Origin of the sequence: Rubricoccus marinus (assembly GCF_002257665.1) — a bacterium.
Taxonomy (GTDB): domain Bacteria; phylum Bacteroidota; class Rhodothermia; order Rhodothermales; family Rubricoccaceae; genus Rubricoccus; species Rubricoccus marinus.
Map to the genome: position 1 here is coordinate 3,817,180 of NZ_MQWB01000001.1, position 17,708 is coordinate 3,834,887.

At 70.9% G+C, this 17,708-nt stretch carries 18 protein-coding genes; 8 read left to right on the forward strand and 10 right to left on the reverse strand.

Going from position 1 to position 17,708, the window contains the following annotated elements; all coding sequences use genetic code 11:
- Positions 1 to 118: 118 nt before the first annotated feature.
- From BSZ36_RS16205 to BSZ36_RS16215, 3 genes are all read left to right on the forward strand, one after another.
- Positions 119 to 1,555 (forward strand): DUF4139 domain-containing protein, encoded by a 1,437-nt coding sequence (locus tag BSZ36_RS16205; RefSeq protein WP_218827713.1) that lies wholly within the window; start codon positions 119 to 121, stop codon positions 1,553 to 1,555.
- Between the two features lie 197 nt (positions 1,556 to 1,752).
- On the forward strand, positions 1,753 to 4,338 hold the full coding sequence (locus BSZ36_RS16210) for a cation:proton antiporter domain-containing protein (RefSeq protein WP_094550839.1): 2,586 nt from the start codon (positions 1,753 to 1,755) through the stop codon (positions 4,336 to 4,338).
- Between the two features lie 7 nt (positions 4,339 to 4,345).
- Positions 4,346 to 5,581 carry an esterase/lipase family protein gene (locus BSZ36_RS16215; protein WP_094550841.1) on the forward strand — a complete coding sequence of 412 codons (1,236 nt, stop codon included), beginning with the start codon at positions 4,346 to 4,348 and terminating at the stop codon, positions 5,579 to 5,581.
- A gap of 18 nt (positions 5,582 to 5,599) precedes the next feature.
- Here the strand turns inward: BSZ36_RS16215 and BSZ36_RS16220 are convergent, their stop codons facing one another.
- Complete coding sequence (locus BSZ36_RS16220; protein ID WP_094550843.1) at positions 5,600 to 5,866, reverse strand: hypothetical protein; 267 nt, start codon at positions 5,864 to 5,866, stop codon at positions 5,600 to 5,602.
- Positions 5,867 to 6,001: 135 nt separating this feature from the next.
- On the opposite strand from BSZ36_RS16220, the gene apaG reads away from it, so the two are divergent.
- The gene (gene apaG, locus BSZ36_RS16225) at positions 6,002 to 6,385 is read left to right on the forward strand and encodes a Co2+/Mg2+ efflux protein ApaG (protein ID WP_094550845.1); all 384 of its coding nucleotides are present in this window, start codon (positions 6,002 to 6,004) and stop codon (positions 6,383 to 6,385) included.
- Positions 6,386 to 6,658: 273 nt separating this feature from the next.
- Here the strand turns inward: apaG and BSZ36_RS16230 are convergent, their stop codons facing one another.
- The 3 genes from BSZ36_RS16230 to BSZ36_RS16240 form a co-directional block, all read right to left on the reverse strand.
- Complete coding sequence (locus tag BSZ36_RS16230) at positions 6,659 to 7,303, reverse strand: hypothetical protein (protein ID WP_094550847.1); 645 nt, start codon at positions 7,301 to 7,303, stop codon at positions 6,659 to 6,661.
- A 7-nt stretch (positions 7,304 to 7,310) separates the two neighbouring features.
- Positions 7,311 to 7,844 carry an RNA polymerase sigma factor gene (locus tag BSZ36_RS16235; protein WP_179271233.1) on the reverse strand — a complete coding sequence of 178 codons (534 nt, stop codon included), beginning with the start codon at positions 7,842 to 7,844 and terminating at the stop codon, positions 7,311 to 7,313.
- 213 nt (positions 7,845 to 8,057) lie between these two features.
- Complete coding sequence (locus tag BSZ36_RS16240; protein ID WP_094550851.1) at positions 8,058 to 8,369, reverse strand: YhbY family RNA-binding protein; 312 nt, start codon at positions 8,367 to 8,369, stop codon at positions 8,058 to 8,060.
- Between the two features lie 152 nt (positions 8,370 to 8,521).
- Here BSZ36_RS16240 and BSZ36_RS16245 point away from each other — a divergent pair, with 152 nt between their 5' ends.
- Together BSZ36_RS16245 and BSZ36_RS16250 are read left to right on the forward strand one after the other, a co-directional pair.
- Complete coding sequence (locus BSZ36_RS16245) at positions 8,522 to 9,355, forward strand: carbon-nitrogen hydrolase family protein (protein WP_094550853.1); 834 nt, start codon at positions 8,522 to 8,524, stop codon at positions 9,353 to 9,355.
- Positions 9,356 to 9,469: 114 nt separating this feature from the next.
- Positions 9,470 to 10,879 carry an OmpA family protein gene (locus tag BSZ36_RS16250; RefSeq protein ID WP_094550855.1) on the forward strand — a complete coding sequence of 470 codons (1,410 nt, stop codon included), beginning with the start codon at positions 9,470 to 9,472 and terminating at the stop codon, positions 10,877 to 10,879.
- On the opposite strand, the gene BSZ36_RS19530 is transcribed toward BSZ36_RS16250, so the two are convergent.
- The 6 genes from BSZ36_RS19530 to BSZ36_RS16275 all read right to left on the reverse strand — a co-directional run bounded on the left by BSZ36_RS19530 (position 10,876) and on the right by BSZ36_RS16275 (position 16,430).
- The gene (locus BSZ36_RS19530; protein WP_179271234.1) at positions 10,876 to 11,040 is read right to left on the reverse strand and encodes a hypothetical protein; all 165 of its coding nucleotides are present in this window, start codon (positions 11,038 to 11,040) and stop codon (positions 10,876 to 10,878) included. The two genes, BSZ36_RS16250 and BSZ36_RS19530, sit on opposite strands and share 4 nt — an antisense overlap.
- A 14-nt stretch (positions 11,041 to 11,054) precedes the next feature.
- The gene (locus BSZ36_RS16255; protein WP_094550857.1) at positions 11,055 to 13,067 is read right to left on the reverse strand and encodes a M13 family metallopeptidase; all 2,013 of its coding nucleotides are present in this window, start codon (positions 13,065 to 13,067) and stop codon (positions 11,055 to 11,057) included.
- Between the two features lie 84 nt (positions 13,068 to 13,151).
- Entirely contained in the window at positions 13,152 to 13,643 is a 492-nt protein-coding gene (locus BSZ36_RS16260; protein WP_094550859.1) for a hypothetical protein, read from the reverse strand.
- Positions 13,644 to 13,685: 42 nt separating this feature from the next.
- A complete protein-coding gene (locus BSZ36_RS16265) occupies positions 13,686 to 14,882 on the reverse strand; it encodes a KamA family radical SAM protein (RefSeq protein ID WP_094550861.1) in 1,197 nt (398 codons plus the stop codon).
- A 100-nt stretch (positions 14,883 to 14,982) separates the two neighbouring features.
- Entirely contained in the window at positions 14,983 to 15,387 is a 405-nt protein-coding gene (locus BSZ36_RS19065) for a hypothetical protein (RefSeq protein WP_143536938.1), read from the reverse strand.
- Between the two features lie 20 nt (positions 15,388 to 15,407).
- Positions 15,408 to 16,430, reverse strand: a complete 1,023-nt coding sequence (locus BSZ36_RS16275) for a YihY/virulence factor BrkB family protein (RefSeq protein ID WP_218827714.1) — start codon at positions 16,428 to 16,430, stop codon at positions 15,408 to 15,410.
- Between the two features lie 68 nt (positions 16,431 to 16,498).
- On the opposite strand from BSZ36_RS16275, the gene BSZ36_RS16280 reads away from it, so the two are divergent.
- Positions 16,499 to 16,831, forward strand: a complete 333-nt coding sequence (locus tag BSZ36_RS16280; protein WP_094550865.1) for a Smr/MutS family protein — start codon at positions 16,499 to 16,501, stop codon at positions 16,829 to 16,831.
- A gap of 81 nt (positions 16,832 to 16,912) precedes the next feature.
- A complete protein-coding gene (locus tag BSZ36_RS16285; RefSeq protein ID WP_094550867.1) occupies positions 16,913 to 17,623 on the forward strand; it encodes a gamma-glutamyl-gamma-aminobutyrate hydrolase family protein in 711 nt (236 codons plus the stop codon).
- Positions 17,624 to 17,708: the final 85 nt, after the last annotated feature.

The window sequence follows — 17,708 nt, forward strand, 5'->3', positions numbered from 1 at the left end:
CCGGGGGCGGGGCCGCCGGGGGCCGTGTCACGCGAAGGCGACGGATGCGGCCTCTGGCGGTCCTCGGATACCAAACCGATCGGTTCCAGCGTCTTCCCCGCTCACCTCCCCCGACCCCATGCGCCTTCTCCTCCCGGCTCTCGCCCTTCTGCTCGCCATGCCCGCGCGTGCCCAATCGCCCGTCGTCTCCACGCCCGAGCAGCGCGAGGCGGTCTCCCTCACAGTTTACAACGGCGGCTTCGGCATCGTGCGCGAGGTGCGGCCGCTGGCGCTCGCCAGAGGCGTCAACGCCGTACGCTTCGAGGGCGTCCCGGCGCAGATCAACCCGGCGAGCCTCTCGCTGGCCTCGCTCTCCAACCCCGGGAGCCTGAGCGTGCTGGAGCAGAACTACCAGTACAACCTCATCGGCACGAACAGCGTGCTGGACGCGGCGGTCGGGCAGCGCGTGCGGATTGTGCGCGACATCGGCGACCGGACCATCGCGGAAGAGGGCGTGCTGATCTCGCAGCCCAACCAGGGCCGCATCATCCGCCTGGACGACGGCCGCGTGCTCGTCAACCCCGAGGGCACCATCGAGCTGCTGACGCTGCCCGAAGGCCTCCTCTCGCGCCCCTCGCTCCTCTGGCGCCTGGACTCCGAGCGCGCGGGCACGCAGCGCGTGGAGGCGCGGTACATGACCGAAGGCATCGGCTGGAAAGCCGACTACGTGGCCGTCGTCAACGAAGCCGAGACGGGCCTGGACCTCACCGGCTGGGTGACCATCAACAACCAGAGCGGCGCGACCTACACCGACGCCAGCCTCCAACTCATCGCGGGCGACGTGCGCCGCGTGCAACCGCAGATGAACTTCCGCGGGGGGCGGGCTGCCGATGTGATGTACGAAGCGCAAGCTGTGAGCGCCGCGCCGCAAGAGGAGGCCTTTTTCGAGTACCACCTCTACACGTTCCCCCTCCCGACGACCATCGCAGAGCGCGAGACCAAGCAGCTCGAACTTCTCGCGGCGCAAGAGGCCGGCACGCAGCGCCGCCTCATCTTCGACGGCGCGGGCAGCTACTTCCCGTTCTACCGCGCGCCGCGTCCCGGTGCGGGCGGCGCGACGAATGAGATGGCTGCGGCGGTCGTGCTGGAGGTCGAGAACTCGGAGGCCAACAACATGGGGATGCCGCTTCCCGAGGGCATCGTGCGGGTTTACAAGGAGGACAGCCGGGGCAACCTCCAGTTCTTGGGCGAGGACCAGATCCAGCACACGGCCCGCAACGAGACCGTCCGCCTCTACGTCGGCGACGCGTTCGATGTGGTCGGCACGCGGCGCGAGGTCGAGAACAAGCGGATCTCCAACCGCGTGCGCGAGATCACGGTCGAAGTCGAGGTCCGCAACCGCAAAGAGGTGCCTGCCACGGTCGACATCGTGGAGCGCGTGTTCTACGGCGACTGGGAGATCACGCAGTCCACGGTCCCGAGCGAGAAGATCGACGCGCGCACAGCGCAGTTCACCGTCACGCTCGGCCCCGACGAGACGCAGACGGTCCGCTACACCGCCCGCTTCCGCGGGTAGCCTCTGGCGAAAGCCACGCCTCCGATGAGGCCCCGCGCCCTGGCGCACCCCGTCATCCGGCCTCTGGCGACTGCGCCAGAGGCCGGATTCGTGCAGGGCTCGGCGCACGAGACGGTCCGCGCCGCGGATGGTGACGCCAGAGGCTTCGCGTCGTATCGTGCGCGCCTCTTGCGGACGGCCGCTTCTCCTCTTCTCGCGTGCTGCTCGCCCTCGACCTTTCGCTCCCGCTTACCGAACCCGTGGCCGTGTTTACGGCCGTGCTGTTGGTGCTCCTCGCGGCGCCGCTGGTGGGCCGGCGGGGGATCCCCTCGTCGGTCGTGCTGCTCTTGGCGGGCGTGGCGCTGGGGCCGAACGCTCTCGGCGTGCTGGCGCGCGACCCGACGATGGTCCTGCTCGGGACGGTCGGGCTGCTGTACATCATGTTTTTGGCCGGGCTGGAGATCGACCTCCACGAGTTTATCCGGCACCGCAAGCAGAGCCTCGTCTTCGGCAGCCTCACGTTTGCCCTCCCGCAGGTGGTCGGCACGGCCGTCGGCATTCTAGGGTTCGGGATGGGCTGGCCCGCCGCGATCCTGCTCGGCAGCGTCTTCGCCAGCCATACGCTTCTGGCCTACCCCGCCGCGGCGCGGCTCGGGCTCCAGAAGGAGAACGCCGTGACGACCGCCGTCGGCGCGACGATCCTGACCGACACGCTCGCCCTGCTCGTGCTCGCGGTCATCGCCAGCGGCGCGCGGTCCGGGGCCTCTGGCGCCGCGTTCGACCCCCTCGTGCTCGTCCGTGTGGCCGGGCCTCTGGCGCTGTTCTCGGTCGCGGTCCTGTGGGGCGTGCCGCGGGCGGGCGCGTGGTTCTTGCGCCGCGCGGCGCAGGACGCGACGGTCGAGTTCGTGTTCGTGCTCGCGGTCGTCTTCGCGTGCGCGCTGAGCGTGGAAGCGCTGGGCGTGGAGCCCATCATCGGCGCGTTCCTGGCGGGCTTGGCGCTCAACCGGCTCGTGCCCGAAGGCAGCGCGCTCATGAACCGCGTCGGCTTCGTGGGCAACGCGCTCTTCGTGCCGTTCTTCCTCCTCGCGACGGGGATGCTGGTCGACCTCGGCGCGTTCGTCTCCGGTCCCGATGTCGCGCGCTCGTGGGCCGTCGCGGGGGCCATGGTGGGCTCGCTTTTGTTCACCAAGGGCGCCGCGGCGTGGGCCACACGCCCGGCCTTCGGCTACACCGCTGACGAGGCGCGGCTGGTCTTTGGCCTGACGGTTCCGCAAGCGGCCGCGACGCTCGCCGCCGTGCTCGTGGGCGTCGAAGTGGGCCTATTCGACGCTGCGATCCTCAACGGGACCATCGCGATGGTGATGGTGACGTGCCTGGTTGGCCCATGGCTGGTGGAGAGCGCCGGGCGGCGGCTCGCCCTCACCGCCGAATCCCGCGCCGCCCACGCGCCTCTGGCGCGGCGCCCGCGCCTTCTCGTCTCGCTCTCCAACCCTGCGAGCGTGGAGGCCATCCTCGACCTCGCGCTGCTCGCGCACGAGCCCGATCCGGCCACGCCGATCGTGGCCGTGACGGTCGTCGACCGCGGCGCCGATCCCGAGGCCGAGGTCGCCAGAGGCGAGCGGCTCCTCTCGGCGGCCGTCGTCCACGCCGCTGGCGCCGACGTGCCGGTGCTGCCGCTGGTCCGCAGCGAGGCCAACGTGGCCCGAGCCCTCGCGCGCGCCGCGACCGAGACCCGCGCGACGACGCTCGTGATGGGCTGGGACGGCAGCGCGACAGCCGAGCGCCTGCTCTTCGGGACTATCCCGGATCGCGTGCTCCGCGAAACCTCAGCGGCTGTTCTCGTCGCCCGCGGTGGCGCGCCTCTGGCGACCGTCGGGCGGCTCGTGGTGGTCGTCCCGCCTCTGGCGGAGGGCGAGCCCGGCTTTGCCGAAGCCGCGCATCTCCTGGCCGGCCTGGCCTCGCGCGCAGGCGCAGGTCTCGCGGTTCTCACGCCAGAGGCGCATCGCGAGGGCGTCCTCGCCGCGTTCGGGTCGCGCCGCGGCGGGCCGAAGCCGGAGCCTCTGGCGCTGGACGACTGGAAGGGGGCGCCAGAGGCGCTCGCGCAGATCGTGCGGCCGTCGGACGCGCTCGCGCTCGTCTCCGCGCGGCCCGGCGCCATCGCGTGGAGCGCCGCGGCGGACCGCCTTCCGCGCACGCTCGCGCAGCAATTCCCAGGACACCCGCTGCTGGTGCTGTACCCCGGCCAGGCGCCCGGCTCCGGCGTGCTCCCGCGCCCCGACAGAGGCGAGCGCACGTTCTTGGACCGCCTGGGCCCCGACGGGGTGCGCATCTCGCTCCGGCCCGGATCGGTGGACGACCTGGTGCGGCAAACGCTCGCAAGCGCCTTTTCCGAGACCAACCGGAGCGCGGCCCGCGAGGCGCTCCTCGCCGCCCCGCCAGAGGCGCGGACCGAAATCCGCCCCGGCGTGCTCCTCCTCCACGCCCGCACCGCCGCCGTGCGCAAGCCGCTCCTTGCCCTCGGCACGAGCGCCGAGGGCCTGAGCGTGCCCGGGGCCTCTGGCGCGGTCCACGTGGTGGTGATGTTTGTGGCGCCGCTGGAGGCCGCGTCGCCGGCGTACCTCGGGTGGCTGGCTCTTCTCGCCCGCACGCTCCACGCCGACGCCACGGTCGAGGCGCTGCGCTCTGCGCCGACGCCAGAGGCCGCCATCGACGCACTGCTCCTAGCCGCGCATTCCGACGCGAACTCGCCAGAGGCCTCGGCGGAGATCTCGCGAGGGCGCACCCCCGCTGCCGCTGGCGTGTAGGCGGGCCATGTCCGCTCCCCTCCGCGCTTCCGACCTCCGCGCCCTCGCCGCGCTCGTCACCGAGGCGACCTCTGGCGCGGCCAATGTCGCCGAGGGCGTCCACGCGGCGATCTGGCGCACGCTCGGGGTACGCGCGGGAGCGCCCGGCCGCACGCGCGGCATCACCGGCGGGGTGTATCGCGCCGTCCGCGCCGTCACGCGGTTCGTAGGCCGCACGGTGGACTCGCTTCTGGGCCGCGTCACGTCCGACCCCGACCCGGCCGCTGGCGAGGGGTCGCGCGGCCGGCAGGCGTTCGTGGCCGCGCTCAACGGCGTGCTGGGCGACCGCATGGCCGCGACCGGCAACGCGCTCGCCATCCCGATGACGCTGCGCACCGGGCCTCTGGCGCCAGAGGCCGATGCGGTTTCGCCAGAGGCCGCGTCGCCAGAGGTCACGGGCAGGATCGTGCTCATGATCCACGGCCTGTGCATGAACGACCTCCAGTGGCAGGCGCGCCACGAAGGCGAGCCCGTCAACCACGCCGAGACCGCTATCTCGCTGGGGTGGACGCCCATCTATGCGCGCTACAACACCGGCCTCCACATCTCGGAAAACGGGCGTGAGCTGGCGGCGCAGATGGAAGCGCTCGTCGCGAGCTGGCCCGTTCCGGTGCAGGACATCGCCGTAATCGCGCACAGTATGGGCGGCCTCGTCACGCGGAGCGCGGTCCACGTCGCCAGAGGCGAGGGGTTGAGGTGGCCCGGCTTGCTCTCACGCATCGTGTTTCTGGGCACGCCGCACCACGGATCGCCGCTGGAGCGCGCCGGCAACGGCATTGACACGCTGCTCGCATTGCGACGAACCACGCGGCCTCTAGCGGCGCTGGGCCAGATCCGCAGCGCGGGCGTGACGGACCTCCGCCACGGCAACCTCCTCGACGCCGACTGGCAAGGCGCCGACCGCTTCGAGCGCCGTGGCGACACGCGCGCAGCCGTGCCGCTTCCCGAAGGCGTCGCGTGCTATGCCGTCGCCGCGTCCACGGCCTCCCGCGAACGCGCCGTCGTGCAGCCCCTGGCGGCACGGACTGTGGGCGACGGGTTGGTGCCGGTCCCGAGCGCGCTCGGCGAGCACGAGGACCCCTCGCGCGTGCTCGCGTTCGCGGAGTCCCTCCTTGTCCCGGGCGCGCACCACTTCCAACTGCTCAGCCGCCCCGAGGTGACGGCTGCGCTCGCCCGATGGCTCGCGCCAGAGGCCACGTCGTAGCCTCTGGTGCCAAGAGCGCTAGTCGTCTTCGTCGGCCGTGCCAGCGCCGGGCTCGTCCACGCGCGGGCTGGATTTCAGGCTGTCATCCATCGTGCGGCCCACGTAGGCGTTGCCCGCCTCGGCCTGGCGGCCGCCCTCTACCTCTGGCGCGGAGCCGGGCTCGTCGGAGTCCGTCTCCACGGCCTCGTCGATGGCGTCGGAGTTCTGGTCCTGCTCGGGCTTGGCCGGGTTGCTATCGGCGGCGCGGTAGCGGTGGGAGTCGGGGGTGTACTGGTCGGGGTGCATGGGATCGGCGGGGCGTGTTCGGAGGGGTGAACCCGCCGAGCCCGCCAGAGGTTGCCGCGCGGGGCGCGTGAAAATGACGGCGGCGCGAACCGCCAGAGGCCTCTGGCGTGAACCCCGGCCCCATCACGCGATCCCATGGTGTCCTACGAAGCGACCACCGAAGCCGTCACCGTGACGGTCCGCCCGGCTTACCTCGACGGAAAATCGCAGCCGCTCGCGCGGCGCTTCGTGTTCGGCTACGAGGTCCAGATCGCGAACGCCGGCGCGCAAGAGGTCCAACTGCTGCGCCGCCGTTGGCAGATCCGCGACGCCGACGGCGGCGTGCAGGAGGTGCAGGGCGAGGGCGTCGTCGGCCAGCAGCCAGTCCTCGCGCCGGGGGAGGCGCACACGTATCGCTCGTTCTGCGTGCTCCCCACCTTCGGCGGCAGCATGGAAGGTGACTACCTCATGCAGCGCGCCGACGGGGCCCGCTTCCGCGCCGAGATCCCGCGCTTCTTTCTCCGCGCGATGGCGAACTAGGCGCCAGAGGCGCCTGCAGGGATAGGGGACGCGGGGCGGAGGGATGCGCAGAGGGAAGCCTCTGGCGCCAGAGGCTCTGGCATGTTGAGGCGGGAATCCGTGCGGAGCCCTTGAAGACGCAGGCCGAGGGCACAGAAACGCGGGTAGGCAGCACCGAGGAGGTCCCGTCTCAAGTCCGGGATGATCCTCAGGAGAGGTGCTTGCGCGAAGTTCGATGGCTCTGCCCATCCCTCTATCCCTGCGCGCGGAGCGTGCACATCCCTTATCCCTCCCTCACGCTCCCGCGATGGGCTCGGCCAGTCCCATGACCAGGCCGCTCTCGCGCCAGACGCGCACGCGCACGCCGCCGCGCTCGTACGTGCCCTCCTGCACGTCGCGGAACGTATCGGAGTCCTTGGCTTGGTAGAGCGTGCAGATGCGCGCGTTGGCGTCGCGGAAGCGGATCTGCGCCGCCATCTCGCCGCCGAGCGAGCAGTAGCGCGCCCCGACGAGCTCGCCCATCTCCATCGAGGCAGGCCGGACAACGGCGAAGTCCAGGCCTTCCAGGTCGCCCGCGAGGTCGGCGAAGGACGGCGCGCGCACGTCGGGGTCGAGGGCGCGGACGTGGTTGAGCGCGATCTCCTGCGCGACGGCCTCGGCGGAGACGCCGCCCGCAGGCCAGGCAAGCAGAAGAGCCGCGGCGAGAGCCACCACGAGCGCGCCTGCCACGATGGGGCGCCAGAGGCGGGCGGCGCCAGAGGCGAGCGCGCGGCCCCCCGCGCGGCGCGAGGCCAGGCGGCTGGCCTCTGGCGGAACCGGGGCTGAGGCCTCTGGCGCGGCGTCGAGCACGGCCTCGCGGAGCGAGCGGAGCGCGTCGGGGTCGAGGGAAGCGGTCCGGTAGTGCTCGCGGACGGCCTCGTCGAGAGAGGGCTGAGTCATGGTGGCGCTAGGGACGGTAGGCGTCGCCGAGGCGAGCGCGGAGTTTCTTTTTCGTGCGGTGCAGCAGGCTCAGAACGGTCCCGCGCGGCCGGTTCGTGATCGCGCCGATCTCGGACGCGGTCAGGCCTTCGACGGCGTGGAGGAACAGCACCTCGCGCTCGTCCTCGCGCAAGAGGCCCAGCGCGTCGCCGAGCGCGACGGCGGCAAAGGGCGCGGTGTCGTCTGGCGAGGGCGTGTCGGCCGGGTCGTCCAGCGCGGCGGTGTCTACCTCGTGGTCGAACAGGGCCGGGCGGCGGCGGAGGTCCAGAAAGCGGTTGCGGACAGCGGTCAGCAGGTAGCCCGCGTGCCACGGCCCGCCGCGCCGGGCGACGGACAGGCTCGCGTCCTGCACGATGTCGCGCGCCTCGTTCTCGTCGTGCGTCAGCGAGAGCGCGAAGCGGTAGGCGCGCTGGAGCAGCGCGTCCAATTCTTCAGCCTCTGGCGGGGGCGCGACGACGCGCCGGAGTGAGGGCGCGGAGGCGAGGGCGAGAGCAGGGGCCACGAGCGATGGGGCAGGGGGAGATGGGGCGGCACCGCCCGCTCCGCCAGAGGCGGCGTGCGGAGAGACCGTCTGCGGAGAGACGCCCCATGCTCTCCTGTGATTGCATCGGCCTCTGGCGCCAGAGGCGATCTCCAGCTGCGGTGTCGGCCCGGCCTGTGTGATGTGGGGATGCCGGGACTCGAACCCGAGTCCAGACGCCAGAGGCCTCTGGCGCTACGCCTGCTTGGACTGCGGGAGCTTGATCTGCGGCGCGTCCGGGTCCGGCCGGTACAGGACCGCGCTGCGGCCCGCGACGGAGACCACGACGGTGTTCTCGACCTGCGCGGCGAGCGCCTCGGCGGCCTCGCGTGGGCCCAACTCGCCGCCGTCGTGCACGCGGACTTTGGCGAGCTCGCGGGTGTTGAACGCCTGCCGGAGCGCGCGCACGGTCGGGACGGTCGCGCCCTCTTTACCGAGGTGCAGGACGGGCTTGAGCGGGTGCGCGAGCTTGCGGAGGTGAGCGCGCTGCTTGGAGGTGAGGGCCATCGGAGTGGAGATCGGATCGGCCTCAAGATCGCGCCTCTGGCGCCGGGGAAGAAGGAAAGAGGGACGAGGAAAGAACGCGGAGCCGGAGAGGAGCCTCTGGCGCCAGAGGCGCCGCGATCTTCCAGTCCCCAGTCCCCAGTCCCCAGTCCTCCATGAAGCTCGCCCTCGTCCAGCAGACCGCTACGCCCGACCTCGCGGACAACCTCGCCAGAGGCCTCGCCGCCTTCGAGCGCGCCGCCGACGCGGGCGCCGACCTCGTGGCCTTCGCGGAACTGGCCTTCCACCCGTTCTGGCCGCAGCGACACGCCACGCCCGAACTCCTGGCCCACGCCGAGCCCATCGACGGGCCGACCGTCACGGCGTTTCGCGAGCGCGCGGCAGCGAGAGGCGTCGTGTGCGTGCTCAACCTGTTCGAGCGGGCCTCTGGCGCCAGAGGCGAGCAGACGTTCGACGCGTCGCCGGTGATCGACGCGGACGGGGCGCTGCTGGGCGTGACGCGGATGATCCACATCACGGACTACGAGGCGTTCCACGAGCAGGGGTTCTACGCGCCGGGCGACAACGGCCTGCCCGTCTACCAAACCGCCGCCGGCCGCATCGGCGTGGCGATCTGCTACGACCGGCACTTTCCCGAGGCCATGCGCGCGCTCGCGCTGGCGGGCGCTGAGGTGGTCATCGTGCCACAGGCCGGGGCGGTGGGGGAGTGGCCGGACGGGCTCTACGAGGCCGAGATGCAGGTGGCGTCGTTCCAGAACGGCTACTTCACGGCGCTCGTCAACCGCGTCGGTGAGGAGGCGCGGCTGACGTTCGCGGGGGAGAGCTTTGTGACCGCCCCCGACGGCCGCGTCGTCGCGCGGGCCGCCTCTGGCGCCGACGAGATCCTCTACGCCGACGTGGACCTCGGCGCAGTGGCGGAGTCCCACGCGCGCCGCCTGTTCCTCCAGCACCGCCGCCCGGAGCTGTACGCGGACTGGCTCGCGCGATAGCCTCTGGCGCTGCAGCGGTGCGCGGCCTTTGGCGCCAGAGGCGGCCTGGCCAGCGTGACGGGGCGAGGCGGCGGATCCGGTACATGGAGACGACTTCACTCTCCATCCCTGACCATGACTCCGCTCCGCTGGCGCCTCACGCGCGCCCTGTTGTTCACGCTCCTCGTCAGCCTGTTCGCCGCCGACGCGGCCGATGCCCAGAGTATCTTCAAACGTGCCCGCGACGCCGCTCGCCGCGCTGCCGAGCGCGAGGTCGAATCCCGGACAGAACGCGCGGTGGAGAACGCCGTCCGCGCCGCCTTCGACGCGGGCGAGGACGCCATCGAATGCCTCTTTACCGACCCCGAGTGCATCGAGAGTGCCCAGGCCGAGGGCAGCGACGTGGTCCTCGTGGACGACGACGGTCAGTACGTGGACCGCAACGGCGCGCCCGTCGGCACGGACAACGCGACCGACGCCATCGTGCGGGCGCCAGCGGCGCAATCCGGCGCGGCCTCTGGCGCCAGCCCGTCCGCCGCGCCCGGCACGGGGGCGTGGGCCAACTACGACTTCGTGCCCGGCGCCCGGCCGCTCTTCTCCGAGGACTTCGAGAGCGACTATGTAGGCAACGTGCCGAGCCGGATCGAGTTCGAGAGCGGCGTGATGGAGGTCGTGAGCGAGAACGGCAACCAGATGCTCCGCTTCGGCGACGCGAGCGCCTTCGCGATCCCGCTCCCTGAGACGCTCCCCGAGCGGTTCACCATCGAGTTCGACCTGTATCACGGCGACGATTGGAACTACACCACGCTCGCCACCGGCCCGCTCGTGGACGCGGAGGACGGCTTCCACACCTTCCACGGCGACATGAAGAACCACGCCGCCTCCGAATTCCGCGTCGCGGACTTTTTCCAGACCGGCGTTTCCGAGGGCGCCTCTGGCGGCTCCTCGCTCCAGCGTAAGGACGCCTTTTTGAGCGCGATGGTGCCCGTCCGGATCGCCGTGGACGGCTCCTACGTCAAGATGTACATCGGCGAGGAGCGCGTCGCGAACATCCCCAATGCGGACATCCAGCGCACGGACCGCCTCTTGTGGGCCGTCGGTGGCGAGGTCGCCGCAACGGACGACGGCAGCAACGGGCCCATCCTCGTGGACAACGTCCGCATCGCCGCCGGCGGGCGCGAGATCTTGTACGACCAGCTTCTGGCGGACGGCCGCGTCGCCACGCAGGGCATCCTCTTCGCCAGCGGCAGCGCGACGATCAAGCCCGAGTCCACGCCCACCCTCGGCGACATCGTGCGCACGATGCAGCAAAACGGCGACCTCCGCCTGCGGATCGAGGGCCACACGGACAACACCGGCACGCCAGAGGCCAACCTCACCCTTAGCCAGCAGCGCGCCGACGCCGTGGTGGCGTACCTCACCGCTCAGGGTATTAGCGGCTCGCGCTTGGAAGCCGCCGGGCTGGGGCAGACCCAACCCGCTGCCGACAACGGCACGCTCGAAGGCCGTCAGCAAAACCGCCGCGTAGAGCTCGTGCGGCTCTAGCCTCTGGCGCCAGAGGCGCGAGCCCAGCCTCTGGCGCGAACGAAAACGGCCCGTCCCGCCAGAGGCGAGACGGGCCGAACGAAACCAAACGAGCCTCTGGCGAAGGAGTCGACGGGGAGCGAGAGGCTGAACAGGCGCTTTGCCCATCCCTCATCCCGCATCCCTTATCCCTCCTCTACCACAGCTTGATCCGGTCCTCGGGCGCGAGGTACAGCCCGTCTCCCGGCTCCACGCCGAACGCGGTGTAGAACGCCGGGATGTGCGAGAGCGGGCCGACGGCGCGGTACGGGCCGGGCGAGTGGCTGTCCGTCTTGAGCAACTGCGTGAGGTACGCGTCGCGGTAGGCGTTGCGCCAGACCTGCGCCCAGCCCAGGAAAACGCGCTGGTCGCCGGTGTAGCCGTCGATAATCGGCGCCTCCTCGCCGTCCAGCGAGAGCCGGTAGGCGCGGTAGGCCATCGTGAGGCCTGCCAGGTCGGCGATGTTCTCGCCGAGCGTGAGGCGGCCGTTGACGGTCTCGCCCGCCAGAGGCTCGTAGCCATCGTACTGCGCGACGAGGCGGTCGGTCAGCGCCTCGAACTCCGTCCGGTCGGCCTCGCTCCACCAGTTGCGGAGGTTGCCCTGGCCGTCGTACTGGCTGCCCTGGTCGTCGAAGCCGTGCGAGAACTCGTGGCCGATGACCGCGCCGATGCCGCCGTAGTTGACGGCGTCGTCCGCCTCCACGTTGAAAAACGGCGGCTGGAGGATAGCGGCCGGGAAAACGATCTCGTTAAAGGACGGGTTGTAGTACGCGTTGACGGTTTGAGGCGTCATGCCCCACTCGGCGCGGTCGGGCGCCTGCCCGAGGTCGGAGAGCATGTCCTCCCAGTTCCAGGCCGCGATCTTACGCGTGTTGCCGATCAAGTCGTCGGGCCGGAGGTCGAGCGCGGAGTAGTCCTCCCACTCATCCGGGTAGCCGATCTTGAACGTGTAGTCGTCGAGCTTGGCGAGCGCGGCCTGCTTCGTCTCGTCGGTCATCCACTCCAACTCGGAGATGGACTGCCGCATGGCGACCTGGAGGTTGCGGATCATCTCGTCCATGCGCGCCTTGGCCTCTGGCGGGAAGTGCCGCGCCACGTAGACCCGGCCGATGCCCTCGCCGAGCGCGCCAGAGGCCGCGCCGACGGCCTTTTTCCAGCGCACGCGGTCGGCGGTCTGGCCGGAAAGCGTGCGGCCGAAAAAGTCGAAGTTGGCCTCGGCAAAGGGCTTGGAGAGCAGGCCGGCGGCCTCGCTCACGGTCTGGAGGCGTGCCCACGTTTTCCAGTCCTCCAGCGGGGTGCGCCGCATCATCGTATTCAGCGCGGCCACGTAGCTGGGCTGGTTGACGATCACCGAATCGACGGCCGGGAAGCCGGACCCGGAGAGCAGGATAGGAAGCCGCACCTGCGGGTACGTCGCCACGAGCTCGGTCCACGCCATCTTGTTGTAGCGGGCCTCGGGATCGCGGTTCTCGACGCGCGTCCACTGGTGCCGCGCGATCTCGGTTTCGAGCGCGAGCACGGTCCGTGCGGCCTCTTGCGCGTCGCCGGGGAGGTCCGCGAGGTCGTGGATCGTCGCGAGGTAGTCCACGTAGGCGGCGCGCTCGTCTGCGAAGCCGTCTTCGAGGTAGTAGCTCCGGTCCGGGAGGCCCGTCCCGGTCTGCCAGAGCGCCGTGATGTGCTGGCCGGAGTTCCGCGCGTCCACGGTCACAAAGGCCGCCAGCGGCGACGGCCCGAAGGTGCCTCTGGCGTTGGCGGCGAAGTACCGCGCCAGGTCGTCACGGGAGGCGATGGCATCGATGCGGGCGAAGTCCGGCGCCAGAGGCGTCACGCCGAGCGCGTCCACGCGGGCGGAGTCCATGTAGGCGGTGTAGACGGCCGCGATGCGCTGCGCATCGGGATCGTCCACGCGGCCGGCGGCGGCGTCCTCCACGATGGCGCGCACATCGGCCTCGGCCTTCTCACGGAGGATGTCGAAGGAGCCGTAGCGGCTCTTGTCGTCCGGGATCTGGACAGTCTCCAGCCAGCGGCCGTTGGTGTAGCGGAAGAGGTCGTCCTGCGGGCGGACGGTCCGGTCCATGGCCGTCGTGTCCACGCCGAGGCCGAGCGGCGCGCTCGTCTGGGCGCTCGCGCCGGAGGCGAGCAGGAGCGTTGCGAAGAGGAGTCGTTTCATCAAATGCGGTGGTGAGAGCGCGCGCAATCTCGCGACGCCAGAGGCCCCTGGCGAGGGGGAAGGCAGAGCCTCTGGCGCGGGGCTCTACATCTCTCGGTAGAGAAACGAGAACGTCTGCTCGTCTTCTGCGAGCCCCCACCAGAACGAGCGACCGTCCTTGGAGTCGTAGCCGTCCGCGAGGTAGGGCTCCCCGAACCCGATGAAGAGGTCGCCACACGAGCGGCGCGGGCTGTCCCCAACCTCCGCGTCGTGGCTTTCGAGATAGCGCCGAAGCCGCGCGGCGTCCTCTGGCGAGATGGCGACAATCGCGGCGGAGCAGTCCACGTCTCCATGCGAGGTCGCGTGCTGCACGAACTCGCCAGAGGCCGGGAAGGGGACCGCGCTCTCTCGGGTAAACCGCGTGCGATACGCGTCTAGGTCTGGAAAGAGGAGGAGGTACGCAACGGCTCCGAACACGAGCACGAGCACGGCCAACACAGCGACTCCCCACCGACCCGCCCGCCAGAGCATCACCCCGAAGAGCGCGCAGACGCCGAGACCAATCGCGAGCAGGACAAAGACGAACAGGCCAAACATCGCGTGGCTACGACGCGCGGCCTCTGGCGTTGCGCCAGAGGCTCAGACCGCCTCGGCGTGCACGAACGTCGGCGCCCCCGTGGGGACCGTCCGCGCCTCTGGCGGCATCGGGATCTCCGGCACCGACGTTAGAGGCTGGTAGTCGCCGAGGGGATTCGGCTCGGCCCAGAGCGTGCCGCGCGTGGTGCGCATGACCACGTGGTCGCCCGAGCGTCCCAGGACGTAGTCGCGCGTGAGCGGCACTTTGCCGTCGGGCGTGTCCAGCACGTAGGCCGGGACCGCGAAGCCCGACGTGTGGCCCCGGATCTCGCGCATCAGGTCCATGCCCTTCTCGATCGGCGTGCGCAGGTGCGCCGTCCCGCCGATGAGCTGCGCGTGGTAGAGGTAGTACGGCCGCACGCGGAGCCCGACGAGCCCTTCGCAGAGCGCCTTGAGCGTCGCCGCGTCGTCGTTGATGCCCGCCAGAAGCACGCTCTGGTTGCCCACCGGCACGCCCGCGTCGGCCAGCCGCGCCGCAGCGCCAGAGGCCTCTGGCGTGAGCTCTTTGGGGTGGTTGAAGTGCGTGTTCAGCCAGACCGGGTGGTGCTTCTGGAGGACCGCGCACAGCTCCGGCGTGATCCGCATCGGGTTGACAACCGGCAGGCGCGAGCCGATGCGGACGACCTCGACGTGAGGGATCGCGCGGAGTTCGCCCAGCAGCCAGTCGATGTTGGCGTCCGAGAAGACCAGCGGGTCGCCGCCGGTGAGGAGCACGTCGCGGATGGCCGGGGTCTCGCGGATGTACCCCAGCGCGTCGCGCAGTTCGTCCTTCCGCATCATGTAGTCGGCGTCGCCGACCATCCTCTTGCGGAGGCAGTAGCGGCAGTAGACCGCGCACTCGCTCGTCACGCAGAAGGCCACCTTGTCCGGGTAGTTGTGGACGAGGTTTTTGACCGGGCTATGGCCCACTTCGTCCAACGGATCCACCACGCCCACGATGTCGGGCTCCACCTCTGGCGCCTGCGGGACCACGTGCTGGCGGACGGGGCACTGGGGGTCGTAGGCGTCCATCAGGCTCGCGTAGTACGGCGTGATGGTCCAGCGGAAGATGCCGCGCGTGGCCTTGATCGCGTGGCGCTCGCCGTCCGTGATGCGGATGTAGCGTGCGAGGGTCGCCTCGTCGTTGACGCGGTGGCGCATCTGCCAGCGCCAGTCGGTCCACTCCTCGTCCGAGGCGTTGTGCTGGGGAAACGTGGTCATGCCTCTGGCGCGGTCGGGCAGTGCGGCGGGGTGGTGTGGAAGGCGGCGCGTCTAGGCGCCGGGGGCTCCGGCGCCAGAGGCGCACGGGGAAGCCGATAGGTCACTCGCTGTCCGAGCGCTGGACGTACGGGTACCGGCGGAACTCCTTGAGAACGGCCGAATCGCGCGTGGTCTCGAACGTCTCGCCGCACTTCCCGCAGCGGAACACGATCTGCCGCGGCGTGCCGCTGGCCCCGTTGAGAAGCGCCAGCCAGCCGCCGCCACCGTACGAGAGCGACGCGCGCGCCCAGTGGTGGTAGCGGTCGTGTCCGCAGGAGCAAGTCGGTCGGTCGGCCATCATCGAGAGGGGGAGCGCTCGGATTCTACCGCCAGAGGCCTCTGGCGTTCGCGCACGGGCGGTGGATTCCGACCGGCCGGCGCAGAGCCGCTGATAGCCCGCGACGTGGATGGCGCACTCCGCCCCTGGCGCCAGAGGCGAGCGGCGTGTCCCGCCAGAGGCCCGCATCCCTCCTCATCGCATGCCCCCTATCCTTCCTTCCCCGAGTACGGCGCCGGGTCGCGCGGGGCAGCAACGGGGTGCGCCACGTCGGGCAGGGGTGCCTCCGGAGCATGGGCACCGTCGCCGGATGTGCGCGGGACCTCTGGCGTGGGCTCGGAGCCGCCGTCGTCGCCGCCCGGCGGGTCGGGCTCGATGCCGTCGCCCATGCGCTCGGCCCAGGCCTGCGTGAACTCGGCACCGACGAGCACGATAAGCGACGAGTAGTAAATCCAGACGAGGAGTAGCGCGAGCGATCCCGCGGCTCCGAACGCCGATCCGGGGCTGGAAACGCCGAGGTAGATCCCGATGAGCGTTTTGCCGAGCGTGAACAGAATGGCGGTGACGAACGCGCCGACCCACACGTCGCGCCACGAGACCTCGGCATCTGGCAAGTAGCGGAACATGAACGCGAACAGCAGCCCGATCACGCCGATGGAGACGATGACGTTCGCGACGTCGATCAGCGTGCCCGCGATGCCGCCCGGCACCAGGCCGCTGGTGGCGTCGCCGAGAGCCGCGAGGACGGCGCTCAGCGCCAGCGAGACGAGGAGCAAAAACGCGATCGTCAGCACCATCCCGAACGAGAGCAGCCGCTTGACCAAGACCGCCATGAGTCCGCCGCCCTCGGCCGCTTTCTCTACCTCCCACGCGCGGTTGAGCGACTTCTGCAACTGCCCGAACGCGCCAGAGGCCCCGAACAGCAGCGCCGCCAGCCCCGCCAGCTTGGCGCCGATGCCGTCCCCGAGCGTGCTCGCGTTCTCGATCATCGTGCGGATCGCCGCCTGTCCGTCGGAGCCGATGATGCTGCCGACCTGGCCCACAAGGGCCTCTTGCACGCGGTCCACGCCGAAGATGGCGCCGGAAACCCCCAGGATCACCACCAGCAGCGGCGGCAGGGAGAACACCGTGTAGTACGCGATGGCCGCGCTCAGGCTCGGGACGTCGTCGTCCATCACCTCAGCGGCGGTTTTCTTGAGGACGGCGGTGACGTCGGCGGCGGTGAGCTTCACGAAAGGCGGGGGAGAAGGGGGCGGTAGAATGCGCGCCCCGCCTCTCAGGTTGCCCCAACTGCTTTGCCATGCTCCGCCGCCCCACGCTGACCGACGACGGCCGCGCCGTTACCCTGGACCTCCACGGCGCCCGCATCGCCGAGGCCGAGCACCTCGCGCGCCGCGCCGCGCAAGAGGCCTCTGGCGCGGGCCGCAGCACGCTCCGCATCGTTCACGGCGCGAGCACGACCGACTGGGACGGCGGCAACCGGACCGTCAAGACTGCGCTCCTGGACCTGCTCGATAGCGGCGCGCTGGACGCCTGGGTCGCCAGCGAGCACCTCACCGAGGGCGCGATGCTGCTCGGCCTGAGCGCCTCTGGCGCGCCGGACCGCCGCCGCCTCACGATCGGGGACCTCTAACCTGTGGCGCGTGCTGAGCAGCCTTCTCCCGGTGCTCCGCCAGAGGCCCGATCTTCCCCTATCCCACCCCCTCTGCTCCACATGGCCCCCCGCATCGGCATCACCACCTCGCTGAACCGCACGGACCGCGGCGACCTCGAACAACGCCTCGACCTCCGCTACGTCCATGCCGTCGAGCGCGCGGGCGGGCTCCCGCTCGTCGTGCCCATGCTCGACACGCCAGAGGCCGCGGAGGCGTTCGCGGCCCTCCTGGACGGGCTGGTGGTGACGGGCGGCCCGGCCGTCACGGACGGCCTCGTGGGGGAGCTTCCGGAGGACATCGACGAGACGGAGCCGCTCCGTGTGGCGAGCGACAAGCGGCTTCTGGCGCTGTTCCTGGAGGCGCGGCGCCCCGCGCTCGGCATCTGCTACGGGATGCAGCTCGCGAGCGCGTTGCGCGGCGGTACGATCTACGCCGACGTGGAGCGCGACGTGGAGGGCACCGCCGTCCACAGCCGAGGACGCGGCGGAAGCACGCACCCCGCGCGCGTCCACGAGGGCACACGCCTCTGGCGCCTGACGGAGACGGACACGCTCCACATCAACACGCGCCACGTGCAGGCGCTCGCCGAACCCGGGGCGGGGCTCGTCGTGAGCGCGACGGCGCCGGACGGCGTCATAGAGGCCATCGAGACGGCAGACGGGTCGTTCGTGGGCGTCCAGTTCCACCCGGAGGCGATGGACCCCCCGCTCGACGTGCTCTTCCGTGACCTCGTGGAGCGGGCCCGTGGTGCACAAAAGACCGCACCGTAGCGTTCTCGGACCGATTCTTGCCGTATCGTCAACGCCCGCTGTCCACGCCTCCTCGGACCCGCAGCGGCCCCCGAGCGTAGAACAC